This is a genomic window from Thalassospira sp. MIT1004, assembly GCF_001858545.1.
Taxonomy (GTDB): domain Bacteria; phylum Pseudomonadota; class Alphaproteobacteria; order Rhodospirillales; family Thalassospiraceae; genus Thalassospira; species Thalassospira xiamenensis.
Window position 1 is genome coordinate 333661 of record NZ_MCAO01000022.1, and the last position, 20068, is coordinate 353728.

A 20068-nucleotide genomic window follows, 5' to 3' on the forward strand; every position below is an offset into this window, starting at 1 on the left:
CATAACTAAATATCTGGAAGCTAAACTCTATTCGTCGGCACTATATTCCGGTGGGCATTCCAGCTTGGCATAAGCCTTGCCGTCGACGTCAAACAGATGGGATGCCCCGGCTTCGGCTGCTGCACTAACAGTCTCGCCGATTTTAATACGGCTGTGGCCAGGGGCGCGAACCGTGAAGCGGTCGCCATTCGCGAGCTTGAGATACAAATAGGTAGAGTCGCCAAGTTTCTCGACAACGTCGACCTCGCCCGAGATCGACAAATCCCCCTGCTCGCCCGGTGACAGATGCTCGGGACGTACTCCCAGTTCGACATCCTTGCCAATATCATCGACCGGTACATCAAACGGCAGGACGGCCTTGGTGCCTCCTGGCACAGTGACGGTTACCTTACCCTGCGCTACCGCATCAACATGCACGGTTGTAAAATTCATCGCAGGTGATCCGATGAAACCGGCAACAAACCGGGTTTGCGGGTGATGATAAAGCTGCATCGGTGATCCGACCTGCTCGACATTGCCAGCATTCATCACAACGATCTTGTCGGCAAGCGTCATCGCTTCGACCTGATCATGTGTGACGTAGACAATCGTTGATTGTAATTCCTGATGCAGCTTAGCGATCTCGATACGGGTTTGAACGCGCAACGCCGCATCCAGGTTCGACAGTGGTTCATCAAACAGGAAAACTTTCGGCTGACGCACAATGGCGCGACCAATTGCGACACGCTGACGCTGCCCGCCCGACAATTCAGAAGGACGACGATCCAGCAGCTTGTCCAGTTGCAGAATGCGGGCGGCTTCTCGCACCCGCTGGTCAATCGCGCTTTTGTCGTGATTAGCCAGTTTCAAGCCGAACGCCATATTTTTATAGACCGTCATATGCGGATAAAGCGCATAGGACTGGAACACCATCGCAATCCCGCGGTCGCGCGGGCTTTTGGTATTGACGATATCACCGTCGATCATCAGATCACCCGCCGTGATATCTTCCAGACCGGCAATAATGCGCAAAAGTGTCGATTTACCGCAGCCGGACGGCCCAACAAATACGACGAACTCTCCGTCCTTCACATCCAGATCAATGCCATGCAGCACGTCAACAGCGCCATAGCTTTTGCGGATCTGGTCCAGTTTCAAATCAGCCATTTAGGTAAGCTCCTGTCACACCAATACTCATTTCACCGCGCCAGATGTCAGGCCGCGAATGAGTTGTCGGGAGAAAATCAGATAAAGAATCAGGATCGGAATGATCGCGAGGCTCAACGACGCCAGAACCGCGTTCCAGTCGGTCACGTACTGACCGATGAATTGCTGGATACCAAGCGTAATGGTCTGCTTGCCATCCCCCGGGGCAAGGATCAGCGGGAACCAAAGATCATTCCAGATCGGGATCATGGTAAATACGGCGACCGTTGCCACAGCCGGCCGGATCAGCGGCAGGATAACTGCAAAGAAAATCTTGAATTCACCGACCCCATCGCAACGGGCGGCTTCTTTCAAATCCTTGGGTATCTGATGCATGAATTCCGTCAGGATAAAGATCGCCAACGGCAATCCTTGCGCGACATAAACCAGCACAAGGGCCGTCAGCGTATTGATCAATCCCAACTCAACAATCAGGTTCAGGATGGAAACCGATCCCAGACGGATCGGAACCATGATGCCAACAGCCAGATACAGCGCAAGCCAGGTATTGCCCGGAAACTTGTATTCATAAAGCGCCCAGGCGGCCATAGATGCAAGTAGCAGAACAATAACGATGGTCACGACGGTTACGGTAAAGCTGTTAAAGAAAAACAGCTCGAAATTCGACTTGGCCAGGACTTTGGTAAAACCGTCAAGACTGAAGGTTTCCGCATTCGGCAACCCCATCGGGTCTTTGAAAATACCTTTGCGGGATTTGAATGCGTTGATGATCACGAGAAAGATCGGATACAGCGCCACCAACGTGTAGGTCAGCAGGATCGCATGCACAATCACGGCACGCGACATGTCTTCCCTGCGAATATTTTTATTCATCATCATCTGGCCGCCTCCTTACAACTGGTAGCGCGCCAGACGGCGCTGCACGGCGAACAGATAGAACAGAACACCAGCAAGAATGATCAGGAACATTAGTGACGCGACCGTCGCCCCCAGGCTCGGATCGCCAAGCTGCAACTGGTAGCCAAAGAATGTGCGATAGAACAGTGTGCCCATGATATCGGTCGAGAAATTCGGACCGGCCAACGCACCCTTTACGGCATAAATCAGGTCGAACGCATTGAAGTTACCCACAAATGTCAGGATCGACACCATCGCAATCGTCGGCAGAACCAGCGGCAGCTTGATATGCAGAAACACCTCGAAATGGGTCGCGCCATCGACAATCGCCGCATCGACCAGATCATCGGGGATAGCCAGAAGGGCCGCATAAATCAGCATCAGCGGGATGCCCACCCACTGCCAGACCGAGATAAAGGAAAGCGTGATCAGGGCCGAACCTTCCTTGCCAAGCCACGGACCAAACAGTGATTTCAGGCCGAAAATATCAAGGATATCGACGCCCACACCCCAGACAGGGCTCAGGATCAGTTGCCAGATGAAACCGACAATCACCACCGACAGCATGGTTGGCATGATCATCATCGTGCGATAGGTATTGCGGAACCTTAGTTGCGGCAGGCTCAAAATACCCGCAAGCGCGATCCCGATCGGGTTCTGTACCAGCATGTGAACCGCAAAGAATTTCATGTTGTTCCAGAAACTGTTCCAGAAGGTCGCCGACCAGTCCGGATCACCCAGAATGGTTCGATAGTTATCGAAACCGACAAAGGCCATCTCCCCGCCGCTTGGCGTGGAATAAAAACTGAGACGTATGGAATCGATCAGCGGATAGATCATGAACAATGTGTAGATGATCGTCGCAGGTGCCAGAAAGGCAAACACAGGCAATTTTGCCTTGCGCCAATCGGTCATGGGCCCGGAATGCGCCATACCTTATCCTGTCTTTCTGAGATTAAGCGTACGGGGAACGCGCCCCCCGGTCGAAAGCGTTCATCTAAGCGCCTGATTGCAGTCCTGTCCGCCGCATTTGTCAATCAGCGTGATCTGCGGAACTGCAACATATTACTGCGGATACAAGGATGGCAGGCGCAAGAAGTCACCTGCCATCTGTATTCAGGCCTTACTGATGCGGCGCATACCACTTCGCAAGTCCGGCTTCGGTAGCTTTGCCTGCCTCTTCCGGGGTAACGGTGCCGTTGATAACCTGTGCGGAAATGTTCCACAGTTCGTTTTCAAGGTTCGGCGTGCCGCGTGACAGAATCTGATACGAGTTACGAATGGTTGACTCGCATTTCTGACGCCAGCTGACGAACTCGTTGGCAACCGGATCGCTGATTTCAACCTTGTGGTTCGACAACGAGAAGAAACCCGGCAGCGCGTTCGAATAAAGCGACGCAAATTCCGAACCGGTCATCCATTCGAGAAAGATCTTTGCTTCGGCGGCATTCGGCGATTTGGCATTCAGACCCAGCGCGATATCGGTATGATCACTGATATAGCAGGTATCCGAACCCGCAGCCGGGGGCGGTGGGAAGGCACCGAATTCAAAATCGGCCTGGCTGTTAAACAGGGAAATATCCCACGAACCGGCCGGATAAACTGCCGCGCGACCAAGCGAGAACAGGTTCTGCGCATCCGGATAGGAAATGGCTTCATAACCGTCCGGCAGATAGTTCGACCAGCTCGCCAGTTCAGTAAAGGTATCAATATACGGCTTGTCGGTGAATTTCTGGCTACCATCGATCAGGGCTTTACGGCCCTCTTCGCCTTTCCAGTAATTCGGACCAATGTTCTGGAAGCCCATTGTGGCGGCTTCCCACTGATCAGCAGTCCCCATTGCCATCGGGATATAGCTGCCTTCTTCCTTGATTTTATCAAGGGCGGCATAGAACTCTTCGCGGGTTTTCGGCACTTCTACACCGGCCGCCTCGAAGGCTTCCTTGTTATAAATAAAGCCATGAATAACCGATGCCATTGGCAGACAGAAGGTGGCGGAACCATCATCGGTCTGCCATGCGGATTTCGCAACGTCCGAGAAATTGTCCATCCCCTTGATGTCATCAAGCGGTGCAAGATTTCCCTGCTTGTAAAGTTCAAGCGACGCATCGAACGGACGGCAGGTAATCAGATCGCCAGCAGTACCGCCTGCGAATTTCGCATTGATCAGCGCGTTATAATCTGTCGGCGGGGTCGGCGAGAAAGTCACCTTGATTTCAGGATATTCCTTGTTAAAGGCCGGAATAATCTGATCATTCCAGATATCGATATCGTCGTTACGCCAGCTCTCGATCACGAGTTCGCCGGCAGATGCCATCAACGGAACCAGGGCGACACTTGCCGCCAGGGCCGCTGCCAGGCCTTTTGCAAACACTTTATTCGACATTTATGCCTCCTCTGATCAATGTCGGCGGACTGCTATCCCTGCAGATGTCAGTCCTTATACTCAAGCGCTGCCCGGAGATTTCCGTTAAACATCGCAAGAATTTCTTTGGCTTTCGCGGTCTCGTGCCCTTTGGCAATCAGGACCGCGATGCGGATATCAAACTGTGCTTTTTCAAGGGCGCTTTCGGCATTCCGCGCATCGCAACCAGCAATATGCCCCGTAATGCGGATGGCGCGATCATGCAACTTGATGTTTTCGGCACGCATGCCGACCATCAGATTATCAAAAAGTCGCCCCAGCTTGCTCATGACAAGCGATGAAAGGATATTTATGGCAGCCTTCTGCGCGGTCCCTGCCCCCATCCGGGTTGAGCCAGCGATAACTTCGGGCGCGCTATCAAGAAAAATACCGCACTCTGCCGTCGTCAAAAGTTTGCCATCAGGGTTATTGCAAAGACCAACGGTGTAAGCACCGCGCTCGCGGGCCAGTTTAACGGCGCGCAATGTATAAGGCGTAGAGCCACTGGCCGCGACGGCAATGACCGCGTCACCTTCACCTATGCGATGTCGGGTAATTTCATTTTCGGCTGCTTTGGTATCGTCTTCAGCGGAATTGAATACACCCGGCTCGCTTTGTAAACCGCCTGCCAACATGACAATGGTCATGTCTTCGGGCCAGCCAAAAGTTCCGCCAAGTTCCTTGGCATCCTGCCAGGCCACCGTGCCGGAAGTTCCAGCACCAACATAAACGAGACGCCCGCCGCCCTCCAGGCGACGTGCTATCCCGTTTGCGGCTATTGCCATATCCGACAGGACCGGCCCCAGCGATGCGACCGCGCGCATCTGGCCTTCCCACAAAACCATAAGGAAATCGGCGTCGGACCACCGATCCAACCCGGCAAAGCGCATATCAAATTCTTCAGTGCGTGATGCCATTTTCCAATCTCCCTCCATCAATTAAATACCATTATGATACCAGCAAGGCAAGGCACTTCCTGCACGTACCCCGAAATTTACTCAAATGCACCTCATATTTCACTTGTTTTCAAATAGATAATAGGTGATTTCAATTTATCACCGGCAGCGCCATCCTTATCTACACAATGCCAAAATGGGACCGAGAACAGCATTAGTGGATTTATATTGGTATTGCTTTTCAAAATACCACTCTGCTATGATCCCTTCAGTTAGGGATGGTCGGAATGCAAAACGCACAAAAAGAAAAGCTCTACCTTGGCATTGATGGTGGCGGTACGCGCTGCCGGGCGCGCATTGTCAATAGCGCGGGCGAAACCCTCGGTGAAGCCATGCGCGGCGGGGCAAATACCCGCCTTGGCATAAACCACGTCTTTGGTGAAATCATTGCCGCTGCGACCATGGCACTCAAGGAAGCAGGCCTTTCCGACAGCCGCATTTCGGATTTGCACGCAGGACTTGGACTGGCCGGTTTGCCGTTGGAGCGCGAACGCAAACTTGCCGAATCCTATAAACATCCGTTCGCCAGTGCCTGTTTTGCGACCGATGCCTACACTGCATGCCTTGGCGCACATGATGGTGCTGATGGTGCCATATTGATTGTTGGAACCGGCACCTGCGGACAGGCGATTGTCGAGGGTCGTGAATTGGCACTTGCTGGTTGGGGCTTCGAGATTTCTGATATCGGAAGCGGCGCCCGTATTGGCCGGACGGCGATTGAAACCGCCCTGCTTGCCCACGAAGGTTTGGCGGTGTCATCCGAACTGACTCGCGCCGTCATGAAACATTTTAACGACAATCCAGAAGAAATCGTCGCTTTTGCCGAGAAAGCCCGACCAGCTGATTATGGCGCATTCTGCCCAATGGTATTCGATGCCGACAGCCATAGTGACTCGACTGCTGCCGCCATCATTGATGTTGCTGTAACCGCAAATCGCAATATTCTGCACAAGCTTCAGGAATTCGGCGCGAAACGGCTGAGTTTGATGGGCGGCCTTGCCGAGCAGATGGCCAAACGCATGCCTGACGATATCCGGTCCGATCTGGTTCCGGCACAAAACGATGCCCTGCATGGGGCAATCCTGATGGCCAGGAAATATCAAAAGGTGCATGCATGATCAGTACAGCAGACGTCATCGCAAGCCTGCGTGCCCGGGACATCGAAAATATCGGTCATGGCCCGCTGTATCGCCGCCTGCAAACGGCAATCAAGGCCGTTATCGATGATGGTATCCTGAAAGTCGATGACGCCCTGCCAAGCGAACGCGATCTAGCTAATGAACTTGGTATTTCACGCGTTACCGTACGAAATGCCATGCGTGCCCTTGTAGAAGAAGGCGTCCTTGTACAGCGTCACGGCGCAGGCACATTTGTCGCCCCGCGCGTTGAACAGGCCCTTTCGCGCCTGACATCCTTTACCGAGGATATGATCACGCGTGGTATGAAGCCCGGTGCAGTCTGGATTGAAAAAACCCTCGGTCATGCCTCGCCCGAAGAAGCCATGGCGCTTAATCTTTCGCCGGGTACAGAAGTAACAAGGTTGCGGCGTTTACGTACAGCCAATGACAAACCGATGGCTCTCGAATACGCAGTCGTGCCACGCGCCTTCCTGCCAAGCCCGGATGAAGTCGAAAAGTCGCTTTATGATGCGCTGGCAAAATACGGCAAAAAGCCTGAACGCGCTCTTCAACGTCTTCGGGCTGAACTGTTTGATGGCGAAACGGCAAAAATCCTTGGCGTACCTGATGGCAGCGCAGCCCTTTACATCGAACGCCGTTCCTTCCTTGCGAACGGCACCCCTGTCGAATTCACCCGTTCCTATTACCGTGGCGACAGTTACGACTTCATCGCCGAAATGCAAGTTGATGCGCGTTGAAAATGATCGCGTCGCACGTCGCCCCAAAAGTTTGAGGAAACACTCGATATGAGCACGCGCTGGAAACCAAAAACCCAGATGGGTCGCGAACTGGCCGAAGCCCCGGTCGTCGTTGCCAAGCAGCTTGATCATAACAAGGCTGCAATTGATGCTCTGGTCGCAGACCTGCGTGCCAACCCGCCGAAATTCGTTGTGACGTGTGGGCGCGGCAGCTCTGATCATGCAACGCTTTATGCAAAATATCTGATTGAAAGCCAGCTTGGTATTCCGGTCGTATCTGCGGCCCCATCGATCGTCTCGATATATAACCGGTCTATCGCCAGCAAGGACGCCCTGTTCATTGCCGTCTCCCAGTCGGGCAAAAGCCCGGACTTGGTCAAGAATGCCGAGGCCGCCCATAATGCCGGTGCCCGCACCCTGGCATTGGTCAATGTCGTTGATTCCCCGTTGGCCGATACGGTTGACCATGTCATTCCGCTGATGGCAGGACCTGAAACAAGTGTTGCCGCCACTAAATCCTATATCGCAACCCTTTCTGCCATCGCACAGATCGTTGGGGGATGGACCCGGGATCCAGCCTTTAACAAAGCACTTTCCACCCTGCCCGCGTCACTAGAAAAGGCACTTGGCAAGGATTGGCTTGATGCTGCTGACGCGATTGCGAAATCAAACGGTCTTTATGTGATCGGCCGAGGTCCGGCCTTTGCCATCGCACAGGAAGCAGCCCTTAAATTCAAGGAAACCAGTAGCTTGCATGCCGAAGCTTTCAGCGCAGCCGAAGTGAAGCATGGCCCGATGGCACTGGTAACCAAGGACTTCCCGTTGCTGGTATTTTCCCAACAGGATGCATCGCGCGAAAGTGTCGAGGGTTTCCTCGAAGAAATGCGGGCGAAAACCAATAATCTGTTCGCCGCCGAAACCGGTCACGCTGATATCAAGGGCCATCTTCCGGTGGTCGAGGATATCCACCCGCTTCTGGCCCCCATCGCAATGATCCAGACATTCTATACGCTCGCAGAACATGTTGCGCTGGAACGTGGTTGCAATCCAGATGCGCCACCACACCTGTCCAAAGTAACGGAGACGCACTGATGACCGATTTTGCCATTACCAATGCACGTGTCTTTGACGGTACAGATTTCCATAACGGCAAAGCTGTCATTGTCCGGAACGGCAAGGTAGATGCAATTGTCGAAAGCAGCGATATTACTGAAAACATCAACGTGATTGATGCAAAAAATCAGACACTTGCACCGGGCCTTATCGATGTTCAGGTCAATGGTGGCGGCGGTGTGTTGCTGAATGACGAACCCGATGTCGACGGTATTCGTGCGATTATGGCTGCCCACCGTAAATATGGCACCACGGCCATGCTGCCGACCCTGATCACCGATCACCGCGATAAAATGGAAGCCGCGATAACGGCCGTCACCGATGCGATCAGCCAGGATGTGCCGGGCATTGTCGGCATCCATCTGGAAGGCCCGTATCTGAATGCCGAACGCAAAGGCGTGCATGACGCGAACATCATCCGCCCGATGGAAGGTGACGCGATTGATCTTCTGACCCGCCTTACCAATGGCCGTATCCTGGTGACCATGGCCCCGGAAAAGGCCGCCAAAGGCACAATTAAAAAGCTGGCTGATCGTGGCGTTCTGGTTTGTGCCGGTCATACTGCAGGCACTTATAACCACGTACAGGCTGCCATTGCCGAAGGCATGCGCGGCTTCACGCATTTGTTTAATGCCATGAGCCCGATGACCCACCGTGAACCCGGTGTTGCCGGTGCGGCGATGGCCGATGACAGCACCTGGTGCGGATTGATCGCTGATGGCTATCATGTGCATCCAGCCGTTCTGAAGGTTGCCATTCACGCCAAGGCCAAAGGCAAGATCATGCTGGTGACCGACGCCATGCCAACAGTCGGGGCTGACGAAAAACGCTTTGTTCTGGGTGGCGAGGAGATCATGGCCACCGATGGTCGCTGCGCGCTGGCTGATGGTACATTGGCCGGATCGGACCTCGACATGATCGCCGCGGTTAAGAATTGCGTCGAAATGGTCGGCATCGATCTTGGCGAAGCCCTTCGCATGGCATCCCTGTATCCGGCCGCGTTCCTGAAACTTGACGATGTCATGGGTCGCATCGCACCGGGCTATCAGGCCGACATGATCCTGTTTGATGACGATTACAACGTCACTCGCAGCTGGATCAAAGGCGTAGAATAATCTCAATACAACAAAGCATTAAAAACTTATCAGGAGGCACAACATGAAGCCGGTTCGTATTCTTGTCGTCGGTCTTGGCAATATGGGATTATCGCATGCCAAAGCCTATCACGCGCTTGAAGGGTACGAAATCGTCGGACTGTGTGCCCGTTCCGAAATCCCGGCAGAAAACCTTCCGGATGGTTTTGCCGCCTACCCGCAATTTACCGATTTTCATACTGCCCTGGCGGCAACAAAACCTGATGCAGTTTCGATCAACACATATACCGAAACCCATGCTGATTTTGCCATCGCCGCATTTGAAGCCGGGGCGCATGTCTTTATTGAAAAGCCGTTGGCAGCTACTGCCGAGGATGCCGAACGTGTGGTCAATGCAGCCAAAAAGCACGGTCGCAAACTGGTGATCGGCTATATCCTGCGCCATCATCCGTCTTGGGAAAAGTTCGTTGAAGTTGCAAAGACACTCGGCAAGCCGCTCGTCATGCGCATGAACCTGAACCAACAAAGCAGCGGTGCTTTCTGGGAAACCCATAAACGGTTGCTCAACAGTGTTTCACCGATTGTCGATTGTGGTGTGCATTATCTTGACATGATGTGCCTGATGACCGGCGCAAAACCGGTATCGGTCAGCGCCATCGGCGTACGCCTGTCTGATGAAGTTGCACCTGAAATGTATAACTATGGTCAGTTGCAGGTGCGCTTTGATGACGGATCAGTTGGCTGGTACGAGGCCGGTTGGGGACCAATGATCAGCGAAACCGCCTTTTTCGTCAAAGATGTGATCGGACCGAAAGGCTGTGTTTCCATCACCGATGTTGAAGAAAAAGGTGCCGGTTCAGCCGATATCGACACCCACACAAAGACGAATGCCTTAAAGCTTCACCATGCTGCCACAGATGCTGCCGGAAAATTTACACAATCTGACGAAATCATCCGCACAGACGACGAGCCCGATCATGACGGCCTGTGTCTGCGTGAACAGCAATTTTTCCTAAAGTCTATAATGGAAAACCTTGACCTTACGCAGCATATGGAAGATGCATTGGGCTCCTTACGGATTGCCCTCGCTGCGGATCAGTCGGTGCGCACGGGGGAAACAATAATACTCTGACCCCCAGGAGGAGTACCCACATGCCTTCCGTTAAACCCGGTGTTGTTACCGGTTCTGCCTATCGTGACCTTGTCGCTGCCTGCAAGCAGGACGGTTACGCCCTTCCCGCCGTCAATATCACATCGTCCAGCACGATGAATGCCGCCCTTGAAGCCGCTGCAAATGCCGGTTCTGACATCATCATTCAGCTTTCGAATGGCGGTGCACAGTTCTTTGCCGGCAAGGGCATCAAGGACGCTGCGGCTGCCCGTGTGGTAGGCGCCGTTTCGGCGGCACGCCATGCCCAGCTGATGGCTGAATATTATGGTGTTGCTGTCGTCATGCATACCGACCACGCAAACCGGAAATTCGTTCCGTGGGTCGATGAAATGCTGAAATGGAGCGAAAAGGCCTATGCCGAGACCGGCAAGGCGCTTTATAGCTCCCATATGCTGGACCTGTCCGAGGAACCGCTCGAAGACAACCTGTCGACCTGCGAAGAGTTCCTCAAACGCATGTCGAAAATCGAAATGAGTCTGGAAATCGAACTGGGCGTGACCGGCGGCGAAGAAGACGGTATCGGCCATGACCTTGATACTAGTGTCGAGGAAATTGATCCGCGCCTTTATACCCGCCCAGAAGAAGTCGAAGAAGCATACCGCCGCCTTGCTCCGCTTGGCCATTTCTCGGTCGCGGCGGCATTCGGTAACGTTCACGGTGTTTATAAACCTGGCAACGTCAAACTTCGTCCGGAAATCCTTCTGGAATCCCAGAAATACGTTTCGGAAAAGCATAACCTTGGCGACCGGCCGCTGGACTTCGTATTCCATGGCGGTTCGGGTTCGGAAAAAGAAAAAATCGAAGAAGCCGTCAGCTACGGCGTCTTCAAGATGAATATCGATACCGATACCCAGTTCGCCTATTCGCGCCCGGTTGGCGAATATGTCGAAGCCAATGCACGTGCTTTCAAATATCAGGTCGATCCGGATACCGATCAGCCCTACAAAAAACAGTACGACCCGCGCGTATGGGTCCGCGAAGCCGAACTCTCGATGGCGGCCCGCCTCGAAGAAGCTTTCAAGGATCTTGGCGCAACCGGTCGGTCGGTTACCAAAGGGTGATCCTTTAGGATTGCAAAAGCATGTTCAACCCGCCGGTTTTTCCGGCGGGTTTTTTTCGTGGGCGATCTTGCGCCACTGCAAAAATAAACTACTCCTGACAGATACTGACAGGAACTGTCAGGGGCGCGCTTGCGTATCAGGATTGGCTCCTCTATACCTTTCCCGAACATTACAGGAACAAAAGGCCCGACATGCTGACGAAAATTTCGGTTCGCGGTGCGAAAGAACATAACCTGCAAAATATCGATGTTGAACTGCCTCGCGATGCTCTGGTGGTCATCACTGGTCTGTCAGGGTCGGGCAAAAGTTCGCTGGCGTTCGATACGATTTATGCCGAAGGACAGCGTCGTTATGTCGAAAGCCTGTCAGCGTATGCACGTCAATTCCTTGAATTGATGCAAAAACCCGATGTGGAATATATTGATGGCCTGTCTCCTGCCATTTCCATCGAACAGAAAACAACATCGCGCAACCCGCGCTCGACTGTGGGAACGGTTACCGAAATTTATGACTATATGCGTCTTCTCTGGGCGCGCGTTGGCATCCCGTATTCCCCGGCAACCGGCCTTCCGATTGTCAGCCAGACCGTATCGCAGATGGTTGACCGCGTTATGGAAATGCCCGAAGGCACGCGGCTTTATCTGCTGGCACCGTTCGTTCGGGGGCGTAAGGGTGAATACAAAAAGGAACTGCGTGACCTTCGCACACGCGGGTTCCAGCGCGTCAAGATTGATGGCGAAATGTATGACATCGACGAAGCACCTGAACTGAACAAAAAACTCAAGCACGATATCTCGGTCGTGGTTGACCGTCTGATCGTCAAGGAAGGGATTGCAACCCGCCTTGCCGACAGTTTTGAAACCGCCCTTGAACTGACAGACGGTATCGTCCTGACAGAAGATGCCAAAACCGGCGAAACAACCGTGTTCTCGGCAAAGTTCGCCTGCCCGGTTTCCGGTTTCACGATTGAGGAAATAGAACCCCGCCTGTTTTCGTTCAACAACCCGTTTGGCGCCTGCCCGGCTTGCGATGGTCTTGGCACCCAGATGGAATTCGACCCGGAACTGGTCGTCCCGGATGAAGGCAAAAGCCTTGACGAAGGCGCTGTTGCGCCTTGGGCCAGCACCACATCGAAATATTATCTTCAAACCCTACGGGCGGTCGCCAAGCATTTCGGCTTCAAGACCAATGTCGCATGGGAAAAGCTTCCGAAAACAGCACAGGACATCATTCTGTATGGTTCAGGTGATGAAGACGTCACGGTGACCTACGATGACGGTTCGCGCAGCTACAAGGTTGCCCGACCGTTCGAAGGTGTCATTCCCAACATGTCACGCCGCTGGCGCGAAACCGACAGCCAGTGGGCACGCGATGAACTTTCGAAATACCAGACGGTTTCAAGCTGCCCGACCTGCGAAGGCCATCGCCTGAAACCCGAGGCACTGGCCGTAAAGATCGACAAATGTACGATTTCGGAAATTACCGACCTTTCGATTGGCAAAGCCGCCGATTGGTTCCAGGCGCTTGAAGGCAAACTGAACGAAAAAGAAACCGAAATCGCGCGACGCATCCTGCGCGAAATCAATGATCGCCTGCGTTTCCTGCGGGATGTCGGACTGGATTATCTGTCGATGTCGCGTACATCTGGCACACTTTCAGGTGGCGAAAGCCAGCGTATCCGGCTGGCGTCGCAAATCGGATCCGGCCTGACCGGGGTCTTGTATGTTCTGGATGAACCTTCCATTGGCCTGCATCAGCGTGACAATGACCGATTGCTTGAGACCCTGAAACGTCTTCGCGATCTGGGCAACACCGTGCTTGTTGTTGAACATGACGAAGACGCCATTCGTGCCGCCGATTATGTCGTTGATATGGGCCCTGGTGCTGGTATCCATGGCGGTCGTATTGTTGCCGAAGGCACACCAGAACAGATACAGCAGAACCCGAACAGCCTGACCGGAAAGTATCTTGTCGGGGTTGAACAGATCGCCGTTCCCCAGGAACGCCGCAATGGTAATGGCAAATCGATTGCGATCAAGGGTGCCCGCGCCAACAACCTGCAAAATGTCGATGCCAAATTCCCGCTTGGCAAATTCATCTGTGTTACAGGTGTTTCGGGTGGCGGCAAGTCCAGCCTTGTCATTGAAACGCTGTATAAAGCACTTGCCAAGCGGATGCATAATGCACGCAATCACCCCGGTGCCCATGACACCATCACCGGCATCGAACATATCGACAAAATCATCGATATCGACCAAAGCCCGATTGGCCGCACCCCGCGTTCCAACCCAGTCACCTATACCGGGGCCTTCACCCCGATCCGTGACTGGTTCGCGCAATTGCCCGAAGCCAAAACACGCGGTTACAAGCCCGGCCGTTTCTCGTTCAACGTCAAGGGTGGCCGTTGTGAAGCTTGTCAGGGCGATGGCGTGATCAAGATCGAAATGCATTTCCTGCCTGATGTTTACGTTACCTGTGATCAATGTAAGGGGAAGCGATACAACCGCGAAACGCTGGAAATATCATTTAAAGGCAAATCGATATCTGACATTCTTGATATGACAGTCGAAGAAGGGGCCGATTTCTTCAAGGCCGTTCCGTCCATTCGCGACAAGATGGAAACCTTAAAACAGGTCGGGTTGAGCTACATCCATCTCGGTCAGCAGGCAACGACCCTTTCGGGTGGTGAAGCGCAGCGCGTGAAGCTTGCCAAGGAACTGTCAAAGCGGGCCACTGGCCGCACGCTATACATCCTTGATGAACCAACCACCGGGCTTCATTTCCATGATATCCGCAAGCTCCTGGAAGTGTTGCACACCATTGTCGATCAGGGCAACACGGTGGTTGTGATCGAACATAACCTTGATGTCATAAAAACTGCCGACTGGATCATTGATATCGGTCCCGAGGGTGGTGATGGTGGCGGCAAGCTGGTTGGTTGCGGCACACCAGAGGTCATCATGGCCAACGAGGAAAGCTATACCGGCAAATACCTTAAACGCCATCTCGGCCTGAAGTAATGTCTTAAAGCGAAGCGGGCACCTAGCCCGCTTCGACCCGATCTTCGACCCGTTTGACAAGAGCAGAGCTTAGCCGCTCGCTAAAGCCTGACAGGAATGCCAGCACCAGCACGATGGAAATCTGTTGCCCGGCACCAGGAATCGTTCCGATCTGATCCATGTCGGAAATATTGTGCAACTGATCCAGCGGGATCGGCAGAATACCGGCACGCAGTGCCAGCAACACGATCAGGGCAAAGCAAAAACCAAGGCAGGGTCGAAACAGAAAATTGAAAAAAACCGACGCCGGTTCCATTTCCGCCCAGTCGACATCCTTACCCAACCGCATCATCATGCTGACCAGTGCCCCGATCGCACCGAAACTGCCGACAAAGAATAACAAATCATAACTGAAGCCGAACAGTTTGCCGTGCCCGGCGCTGACGATCTGGTCTACGTGTAAAAACAGCATCACCGACACGACCAGCAATATCGGCGAAAGCGCCAGCGCAATTGCTGCCACCCGAAGCGAACGGAAAAAAGCCCGCTGTGTGTTATCAAGCTGATCGCGCCCGCCCGCCAGATCAGACAGATAACCATGCACAAATCCGTCCCGCCCTTGATTGAGCGCCAGCAACATGACGATTGCATCTGACGTTTTGCGCATTTGGGCATCGGCATCGAGCCCTTCATCCTTGCGCCACCAGCGCAAAAACGACCGCATGACAAGCGATGCGCGCCATCCCTGACGGGTGGCGACAACATAATCAATCATGTTTTCAACATCACTGCTGCCAAACTTGTTGGCGCCGATATCACCAAATGGAAAGGCAATCCGTCCGATGGTAGAGGCGGCATTTTTGCGCGCTGATGTATTATCATCTCCGTCTGTCGCACCTTCACCGCCATTGCCATCAGGCAAACAATCAATCGTCGTGCTCTGTCTGGATCGCCGGATTGGAACAAGCCCCATCACTGGGCAATGGGCCGGATCGTAACCATAGGGTCGATGCGGATAGCTCATGATGCCCTCCTTGTGATGGATGTGTCTGGTATCAGCGACGCAGCAACAGGAGGTTTGTGAATAATTTACGGTCACATAAGTGATATGCAGCAGCGAAATGGCGCAATTCACTTGAAATCTGGCCTCCTGCACCGCTATGTGTGTGCCAGAAAGTTTAATTCTGTTTTTGCTGAGGAGTTCGCAACCGTGAGCACGGTCAAACCTGTTCATATCATCGGCGCCGGTCTTGCCGGTAGCGAAGCCGCATGGCAACTGGCAGAGGCCGGCATTCCGGTTATCCTGCACGAAATGCGCCCGACCCGCCCGACCGACGCACATCACACGGACAAATGTGCCGAACTGGTCTGTTCCAACTCGTTCCGGTCTGACGACAAAGAATATAACGCGGTCGGCCTGATCCATGATGAAATGCGCCGTGCCGGGTCGCTGATCATTCGCTGTGCGGACGCGCACAAGGTTCCCGCCGGTGCCGCTCTTGCGGTTGATCGCGAAGGTTTCTCGCAGGCGGTAACCGATGCGCTGATGAACCATCCTCTGATCACCATGGAGCGTGGCGAAATCGATGGCCTGCCACCGGTCGAATGGGAAAGCACAATCATCGCAACCGGCCCGCTGACCTCAAGCGCACTGGCCGAAGACATTCGCAAGGCCACCGGCGAGGAAAGCCTTGCCTTCTTCGATGCGATTGCGCCGATCGTCTATAAGGAAAGCATCGACTTTGACAAGGCATGGTTCCAGTCGCGTTACGACAAGGGCGATGGTAAGGACTATATCAATTGTCCGATGAATGAAGAGCAATACAACGCCTTCATCGACGCCCTGATCGAAGGTGATAAAACCGAATTCAAGGAATGGGAAAAAGATACTCCCTATTTCGATGGTTGCCTGCCGATTGAAGTCATGGCTGAACGTGGCCGCGAAACCCTTCGTCACGGCCCGATGAAGCCGGTTGGTCTGACCAATCCGCATGATCCGACCCGTAAGCCACGCGCCATCGTGCAACTGCGCCAAGACAATGCTTTGGGCACGCTCTACAACATGGTCGGTTTCCAGACGAAACTGAAATATGGTGCGCAAGCCGATGTGTTTCGCATGATCCCGGGGCTTGAAAATGCCGAATTCGCCCGTCTAGGCGGTATTCATCGCAACACCTTCCTGAATTCCCCACGTCTTCTGGATGGCACGCTTCGCCTGAAAGCCCGGACCGATATCCGATTTGCCGGGCAGATCACCGGCTGTGAGGGATATGTGGAAAGTGCCGCTGTAGGCCTGATGGTTGGGCGTTTTGCTGCGGCTGAAAAGCAAGGCAAAACAATCCCGACACCGCCGCTTGCAACCGCCATGGGAGCCCTTTTAAACCACATCACCGGCGGTGCTGACGAAAGCACCTTCCAGCCGATGAATGTCAATTTCGGGCTTTTCCCGGAACTTGAACTGACCAAACGGGTGAAAGGCCGCGACCGCAAGAAGCTTTATAGCGACCGCGCTATTCCCTTGTTTGACGCATGGCTTTCAGACATCAACGCCGCATGAAACAAAGGCCGCATCATCCGATGTGGCCTTTTAAATTTCAATATTTGCTCTGGCGTTTGAGCTTTCCGGTGACATCGCGGATAGGTTCGCCATTTCGGAACCGTTTGAACACGAGATCCATATTGCCATCTGCATCCAAGCTGCGTTCATAGACCTGCATTTCGTAACCACCGTCATCCGTGATGTAAAGCGCATGAACGGTCAGGGTTTTTCCGACGATACGCGCCCAGACAAACGGTTCACCCTGCAACGGGTCATTGGGAACACGTTTGCCAAACAGGCCTGTGCGCATCGCACTTCCATAAATGTCGGGCCGATCCGTGGTATAGAACTCGATACTCAGCGATACGTTTTTTTCGCGACCATCAGCCTTGTGAATTACCGTTGACCAATCAATGGTAAAGCCACGACCGGTTTCCGTGATCTTCACGTCAAGATCGCGCGCTTTAAGTTCTTCCTCGGCGTTATAGATCGATGTCCCGTGATACTCGCCAACAAACGGGCCGATATTTCCCGCATGACAAGGCGCTGGCACAACAAGCCACATGATCAAAAGCATGCCAAACAGCCCCAAAGCTTTGATCGGCGCATGCAAATTCATCATGTTGGACCTCGTTATGTTCATTTCGTCCGCCTCGTTTGCCATCAGGCCCCCAGCGTCAAATAACGCTACCACAAGACTTTACGAAAATATTGTATCCATTACATCTATTTAGATGAGATTTCGCCAATATCTAGCTTGGTGCTCAATATCGATTTAAAAATGCCTTTACCGTCAGCCGGAAACTGGCCGGGCGTGCAAGACCAAACTCGGCACTGAATGGATCAAAACCGGCCTTTTCAAGCTTGCGTAAATATCCATCAGCCAGCACCACAGGCAATGCCGCGGCCAATGCATTTGACGGCAGATATTTACGATACTTTCTGGCTTCCCTGATCCGGTTTTGCGCCAGTTCGGCAATCTCGCGCGTCAGTGCTTTGACTGTGTCTGTTTTGCGGAATTCAAAAATGTCGCCCTGCCCGACCCCATAATGTTCCATCCGATCATGAGGCAGGTAAAGCCGTTTTGCCCGGCCATGGAAAACCATGGCGCGCAGAATTCCCACCAAACCATAAGCATTCCCGGCCAGTCGGGCGGCGTGTCTGGCATCAGCATCATCCACACCAAGCAGTTCGGTCGCCATCACCGCCAGATGCCCGGACGTCTGATCGATATAGTGATCGAGTTCAGCCTGATTTGCCGGCACCTTATCGGTAAGGTCAAATTCACGCGCAGCTATCAGGGTTTCCAGATTACGCGCATCAAGCCGCCCGGACTGGATCACGACCGAGAGAGGTTCAACAACTTCATGCTTGCGGATTTTACCCTGCTCAATCTCGGCAAGGGTGTCACGCCACCATTGCAACCGGATATGGCCCAGCATGGTGTCGCTAACCATTTCGCGCGTTTTCGATACTTCCTGATTAAAGGCATAAAGCGTGAAAAGGCTTTCACGTTTGTCCGGGCTTGCGAAAAGCGAACACAAAAACCGATCCTTGTCATTTCGACGCACGTAGTCGGCACAATAGGAAAGCTTTGGGGCCTCAGTCATCGCACGTTATCCGATCTTGCGCGATGTTTCAGCGCGGTCATCATTGGTGTTATCGGTCATTTTTTCCGGCAAGGTTTCGACATAAAGCGACTGCGACGGGAAGGCAAACGCCGCATCGTTATCCTCGACAATACGTTTGAATGCAATGATATGCCGGTTGCGGATATCGCGCCATGTCACCCAATCGGTCGTGGTCGTAAAGTAATACAGATCGATATTGATCGAACTTGCCCCGAAATCAGACAAATGCACCATCTGCACCACATCGGTTTGCGCGACATCATCATCATTTTTCAGGAAGGATCGGATATCGTCGACGATCTTTTCAATCTGATCGGCTGTGGTGCGATATTCGACCCCAATCACCATCTTGATGCGGCGATGGGTCATGCGGGACCAGTTGATTACCGGGGAATCAACGATTTGCGCATTGGGCATCGTCACCAAGGCCTTGGCAAACGTGCGCACCTTGGTCGCGCGAAGGCCGACGACCTCGACCGTTCCTTCAAACTGCGGTGTTTCGATCCAGTCGCCCCGCTTGTAAAGGTTATCTGCCAGAATGGTCAGGCCGCCGAAAACATTGGCGACTGAATCCTTTGCTGCCAATGCCACGGCCATACCGGCAAGCCCAAGACCGCCCAGAAATGCAGAAACATCAATGCCCCAGTTTTCCAACAGAACGACAACGCCGATCACAACAATCAGCGTCTTGACCGCCCGAATAAAGAACTGTCGCAAATCATCACCAAGACCGCCCCCAAAACGCCATGCCAGATTGTTAAAAGACATTGCCAGCGGTTCAATCGACCTGAATAGCGCCCAGAAGACCGAGAAGGTCGCAAAAATGCCGATCAACTCAAACAGAACGGTGTCAAAGTTTTCCGGAAGATCAAGAATCTCGATGGCAAAATACACGCCCCCCAGAATCACCAGAAGCTGAATCGGTGCCTCGAAGGCGTCCAGAACATGGGCGGCTGTACTATGTTTGTGCTGATGCGCCAGCTTGCGCAGGCTACCAATGACACCAAGTGCCAGAACACGTTTCAGGACGAACACAAACAGCAGCACCGCCCCTGCGACGACATATTTGCCGATTTCTCCGCCGCCCAGCATCTCAACCCAATTGGTCATCTGATCAATGACTTCGCTGTTCAGGCTATCAATTTCGGATGTAATTTCGTCCATGACTTCACATGTAATCT

At 53.2% G+C, this 20068-nt stretch carries 17 protein-coding genes; 8 read left to right on the forward strand and 9 right to left on the reverse strand.

Features of this window, described 5'->3' with window-relative positions; translation table 11 throughout:
• Positions 1 to 27 precede the first annotated feature (27 nt).
• The 5 genes from ugpC to BC440_RS10240 all read right to left on the reverse strand — a co-directional run bounded on the left by ugpC (position 28) and on the right by BC440_RS10240 (position 5364).
• The gene (gene ugpC, locus BC440_RS10220) at positions 28 to 1146 is read right to left on the reverse strand and encodes a sn-glycerol-3-phosphate ABC transporter ATP-binding protein UgpC (protein ID WP_071240044.1); all 1119 of its coding nucleotides are present in this window, start codon (positions 1144 to 1146) and stop codon (positions 28 to 30) included.
• 27 nt (positions 1147 to 1173) lie between these two features.
• On the reverse strand, positions 1174 to 2025 hold the full coding sequence (locus tag BC440_RS10225) for a carbohydrate ABC transporter permease (protein ID WP_071240045.1): 852 nt from the start codon (positions 2023 to 2025) through the stop codon (positions 1174 to 1176).
• Between the two features lie 12 nt (positions 2026 to 2037).
• A complete protein-coding gene (locus BC440_RS10230) occupies positions 2038 to 2976 on the reverse strand; it encodes a sugar ABC transporter permease (protein ID WP_071240046.1) in 939 nt (312 codons plus the stop codon).
• A gap of 190 nt (positions 2977 to 3166) precedes the next feature.
• The gene (locus BC440_RS10235; protein ID WP_037992556.1) at positions 3167 to 4429 is read right to left on the reverse strand and encodes an ABC transporter substrate-binding protein; all 1263 of its coding nucleotides are present in this window, start codon (positions 4427 to 4429) and stop codon (positions 3167 to 3169) included.
• Positions 4430 to 4476: 47 nt separating this feature from the next.
• Entirely contained in the window at positions 4477 to 5364 is an 888-nt protein-coding gene (locus BC440_RS10240) for an N-acetylmuramic acid 6-phosphate etherase (protein WP_037992553.1), read from the reverse strand.
• A gap of 266 nt (positions 5365 to 5630) precedes the next feature.
• Here BC440_RS10240 and BC440_RS10245 point away from each other — a divergent pair, with 266 nt between their 5' ends.
• From BC440_RS10245 to uvrA, 7 genes are all read left to right on the forward strand, one after another.
• The gene (locus BC440_RS10245; RefSeq protein ID WP_071240047.1) at positions 5631 to 6521 is read left to right on the forward strand and encodes a BadF/BadG/BcrA/BcrD ATPase family protein; all 891 of its coding nucleotides are present in this window, start codon (positions 5631 to 5633) and stop codon (positions 6519 to 6521) included.
• Positions 6518 to 7279, forward strand: a complete 762-nt coding sequence (locus BC440_RS10250) for a GntR family transcriptional regulator (protein ID WP_037992551.1) — start codon at positions 6518 to 6520, stop codon at positions 7277 to 7279. Before BC440_RS10245 ends, BC440_RS10250 begins: the two co-directional genes overlap by 4 nt.
• Positions 7280 to 7327: 48 nt before the next feature.
• The gene (locus BC440_RS10255) at positions 7328 to 8371 is read left to right on the forward strand and encodes an SIS domain-containing protein (RefSeq protein ID WP_037992549.1); all 1044 of its coding nucleotides are present in this window, start codon (positions 7328 to 7330) and stop codon (positions 8369 to 8371) included.
• Positions 8371 to 9507: an N-acetylglucosamine-6-phosphate deacetylase gene (gene nagA / locus BC440_RS10260; RefSeq protein ID WP_037992548.1), complete on the forward strand. Its 1137-nt coding sequence runs from the start codon at positions 8371 to 8373 to the stop codon at positions 9505 to 9507. Before BC440_RS10255 ends, nagA begins: the two co-directional genes overlap by 1 nt.
• Positions 9508 to 9550: 43 nt before the next feature.
• Positions 9551 to 10618, forward strand: coding sequence for a Gfo/Idh/MocA family oxidoreductase (locus tag BC440_RS10265; protein WP_037992545.1), 1068 nt, complete (start codon positions 9551 to 9553; stop codon positions 10616 to 10618).
• 20 nt (positions 10619 to 10638) lie between these two features.
• On the forward strand, positions 10639 to 11718 hold the full coding sequence (gene fbaA, locus BC440_RS10270; protein ID WP_037992544.1) for a class II fructose-bisphosphate aldolase: 1080 nt from the start codon (positions 10639 to 10641) through the stop codon (positions 11716 to 11718).
• Positions 11719 to 11909: 191 nt separating this feature from the next.
• A complete protein-coding gene (gene uvrA, locus BC440_RS10275) occupies positions 11910 to 14738 on the forward strand; it encodes an excinuclease ABC subunit UvrA (protein WP_071240048.1) in 2829 nt (942 codons plus the stop codon).
• 22 nt (positions 14739 to 14760) lie between these two features.
• On the opposite strand, the gene BC440_RS10280 is transcribed toward uvrA, so the two are convergent.
• Positions 14761 to 15741, reverse strand: a complete 981-nt coding sequence (locus tag BC440_RS10280; RefSeq protein ID WP_247643558.1) for a hypothetical protein — start codon at positions 15739 to 15741, stop codon at positions 14761 to 14763.
• Between the two features lie 186 nt (positions 15742 to 15927).
• Here BC440_RS10280 and trmFO point away from each other — a divergent pair, with 186 nt between their 5' ends.
• Complete coding sequence (gene trmFO / locus BC440_RS10285) at positions 15928 to 17274, forward strand: methylenetetrahydrofolate--tRNA-(uracil(54)-C(5))-methyltransferase (FADH(2)-oxidizing) TrmFO (protein WP_071240214.1); 1347 nt, start codon at positions 15928 to 15930, stop codon at positions 17272 to 17274.
• A 37-nt stretch (positions 17275 to 17311) separates the two neighbouring features.
• Here trmFO and BC440_RS10290 read toward each other — a convergent pair whose 3' ends face one another.
• From BC440_RS10290 to BC440_RS10300, 3 genes are all read right to left on the reverse strand, one after another.
• Complete coding sequence (locus BC440_RS10290) at positions 17312 to 17878, reverse strand: hypothetical protein (RefSeq protein ID WP_083379358.1); 567 nt, start codon at positions 17876 to 17878, stop codon at positions 17312 to 17314.
• A gap of 142 nt (positions 17879 to 18020) precedes the next feature.
• Positions 18021 to 18866: a phytoene/squalene synthase family protein gene (locus BC440_RS10295; RefSeq protein WP_071240050.1), complete on the reverse strand. Its 846-nt coding sequence runs from the start codon at positions 18864 to 18866 to the stop codon at positions 18021 to 18023.
• Between the two features lie 6 nt (positions 18867 to 18872).
• Positions 18873 to 20051, reverse strand: a complete 1179-nt coding sequence (locus BC440_RS10300; RefSeq protein ID WP_071240051.1) for a mechanosensitive ion channel family protein — start codon at positions 20049 to 20051, stop codon at positions 18873 to 18875.
• Between the last annotated feature and the right edge of the window lie 17 nt (positions 20052 to 20068).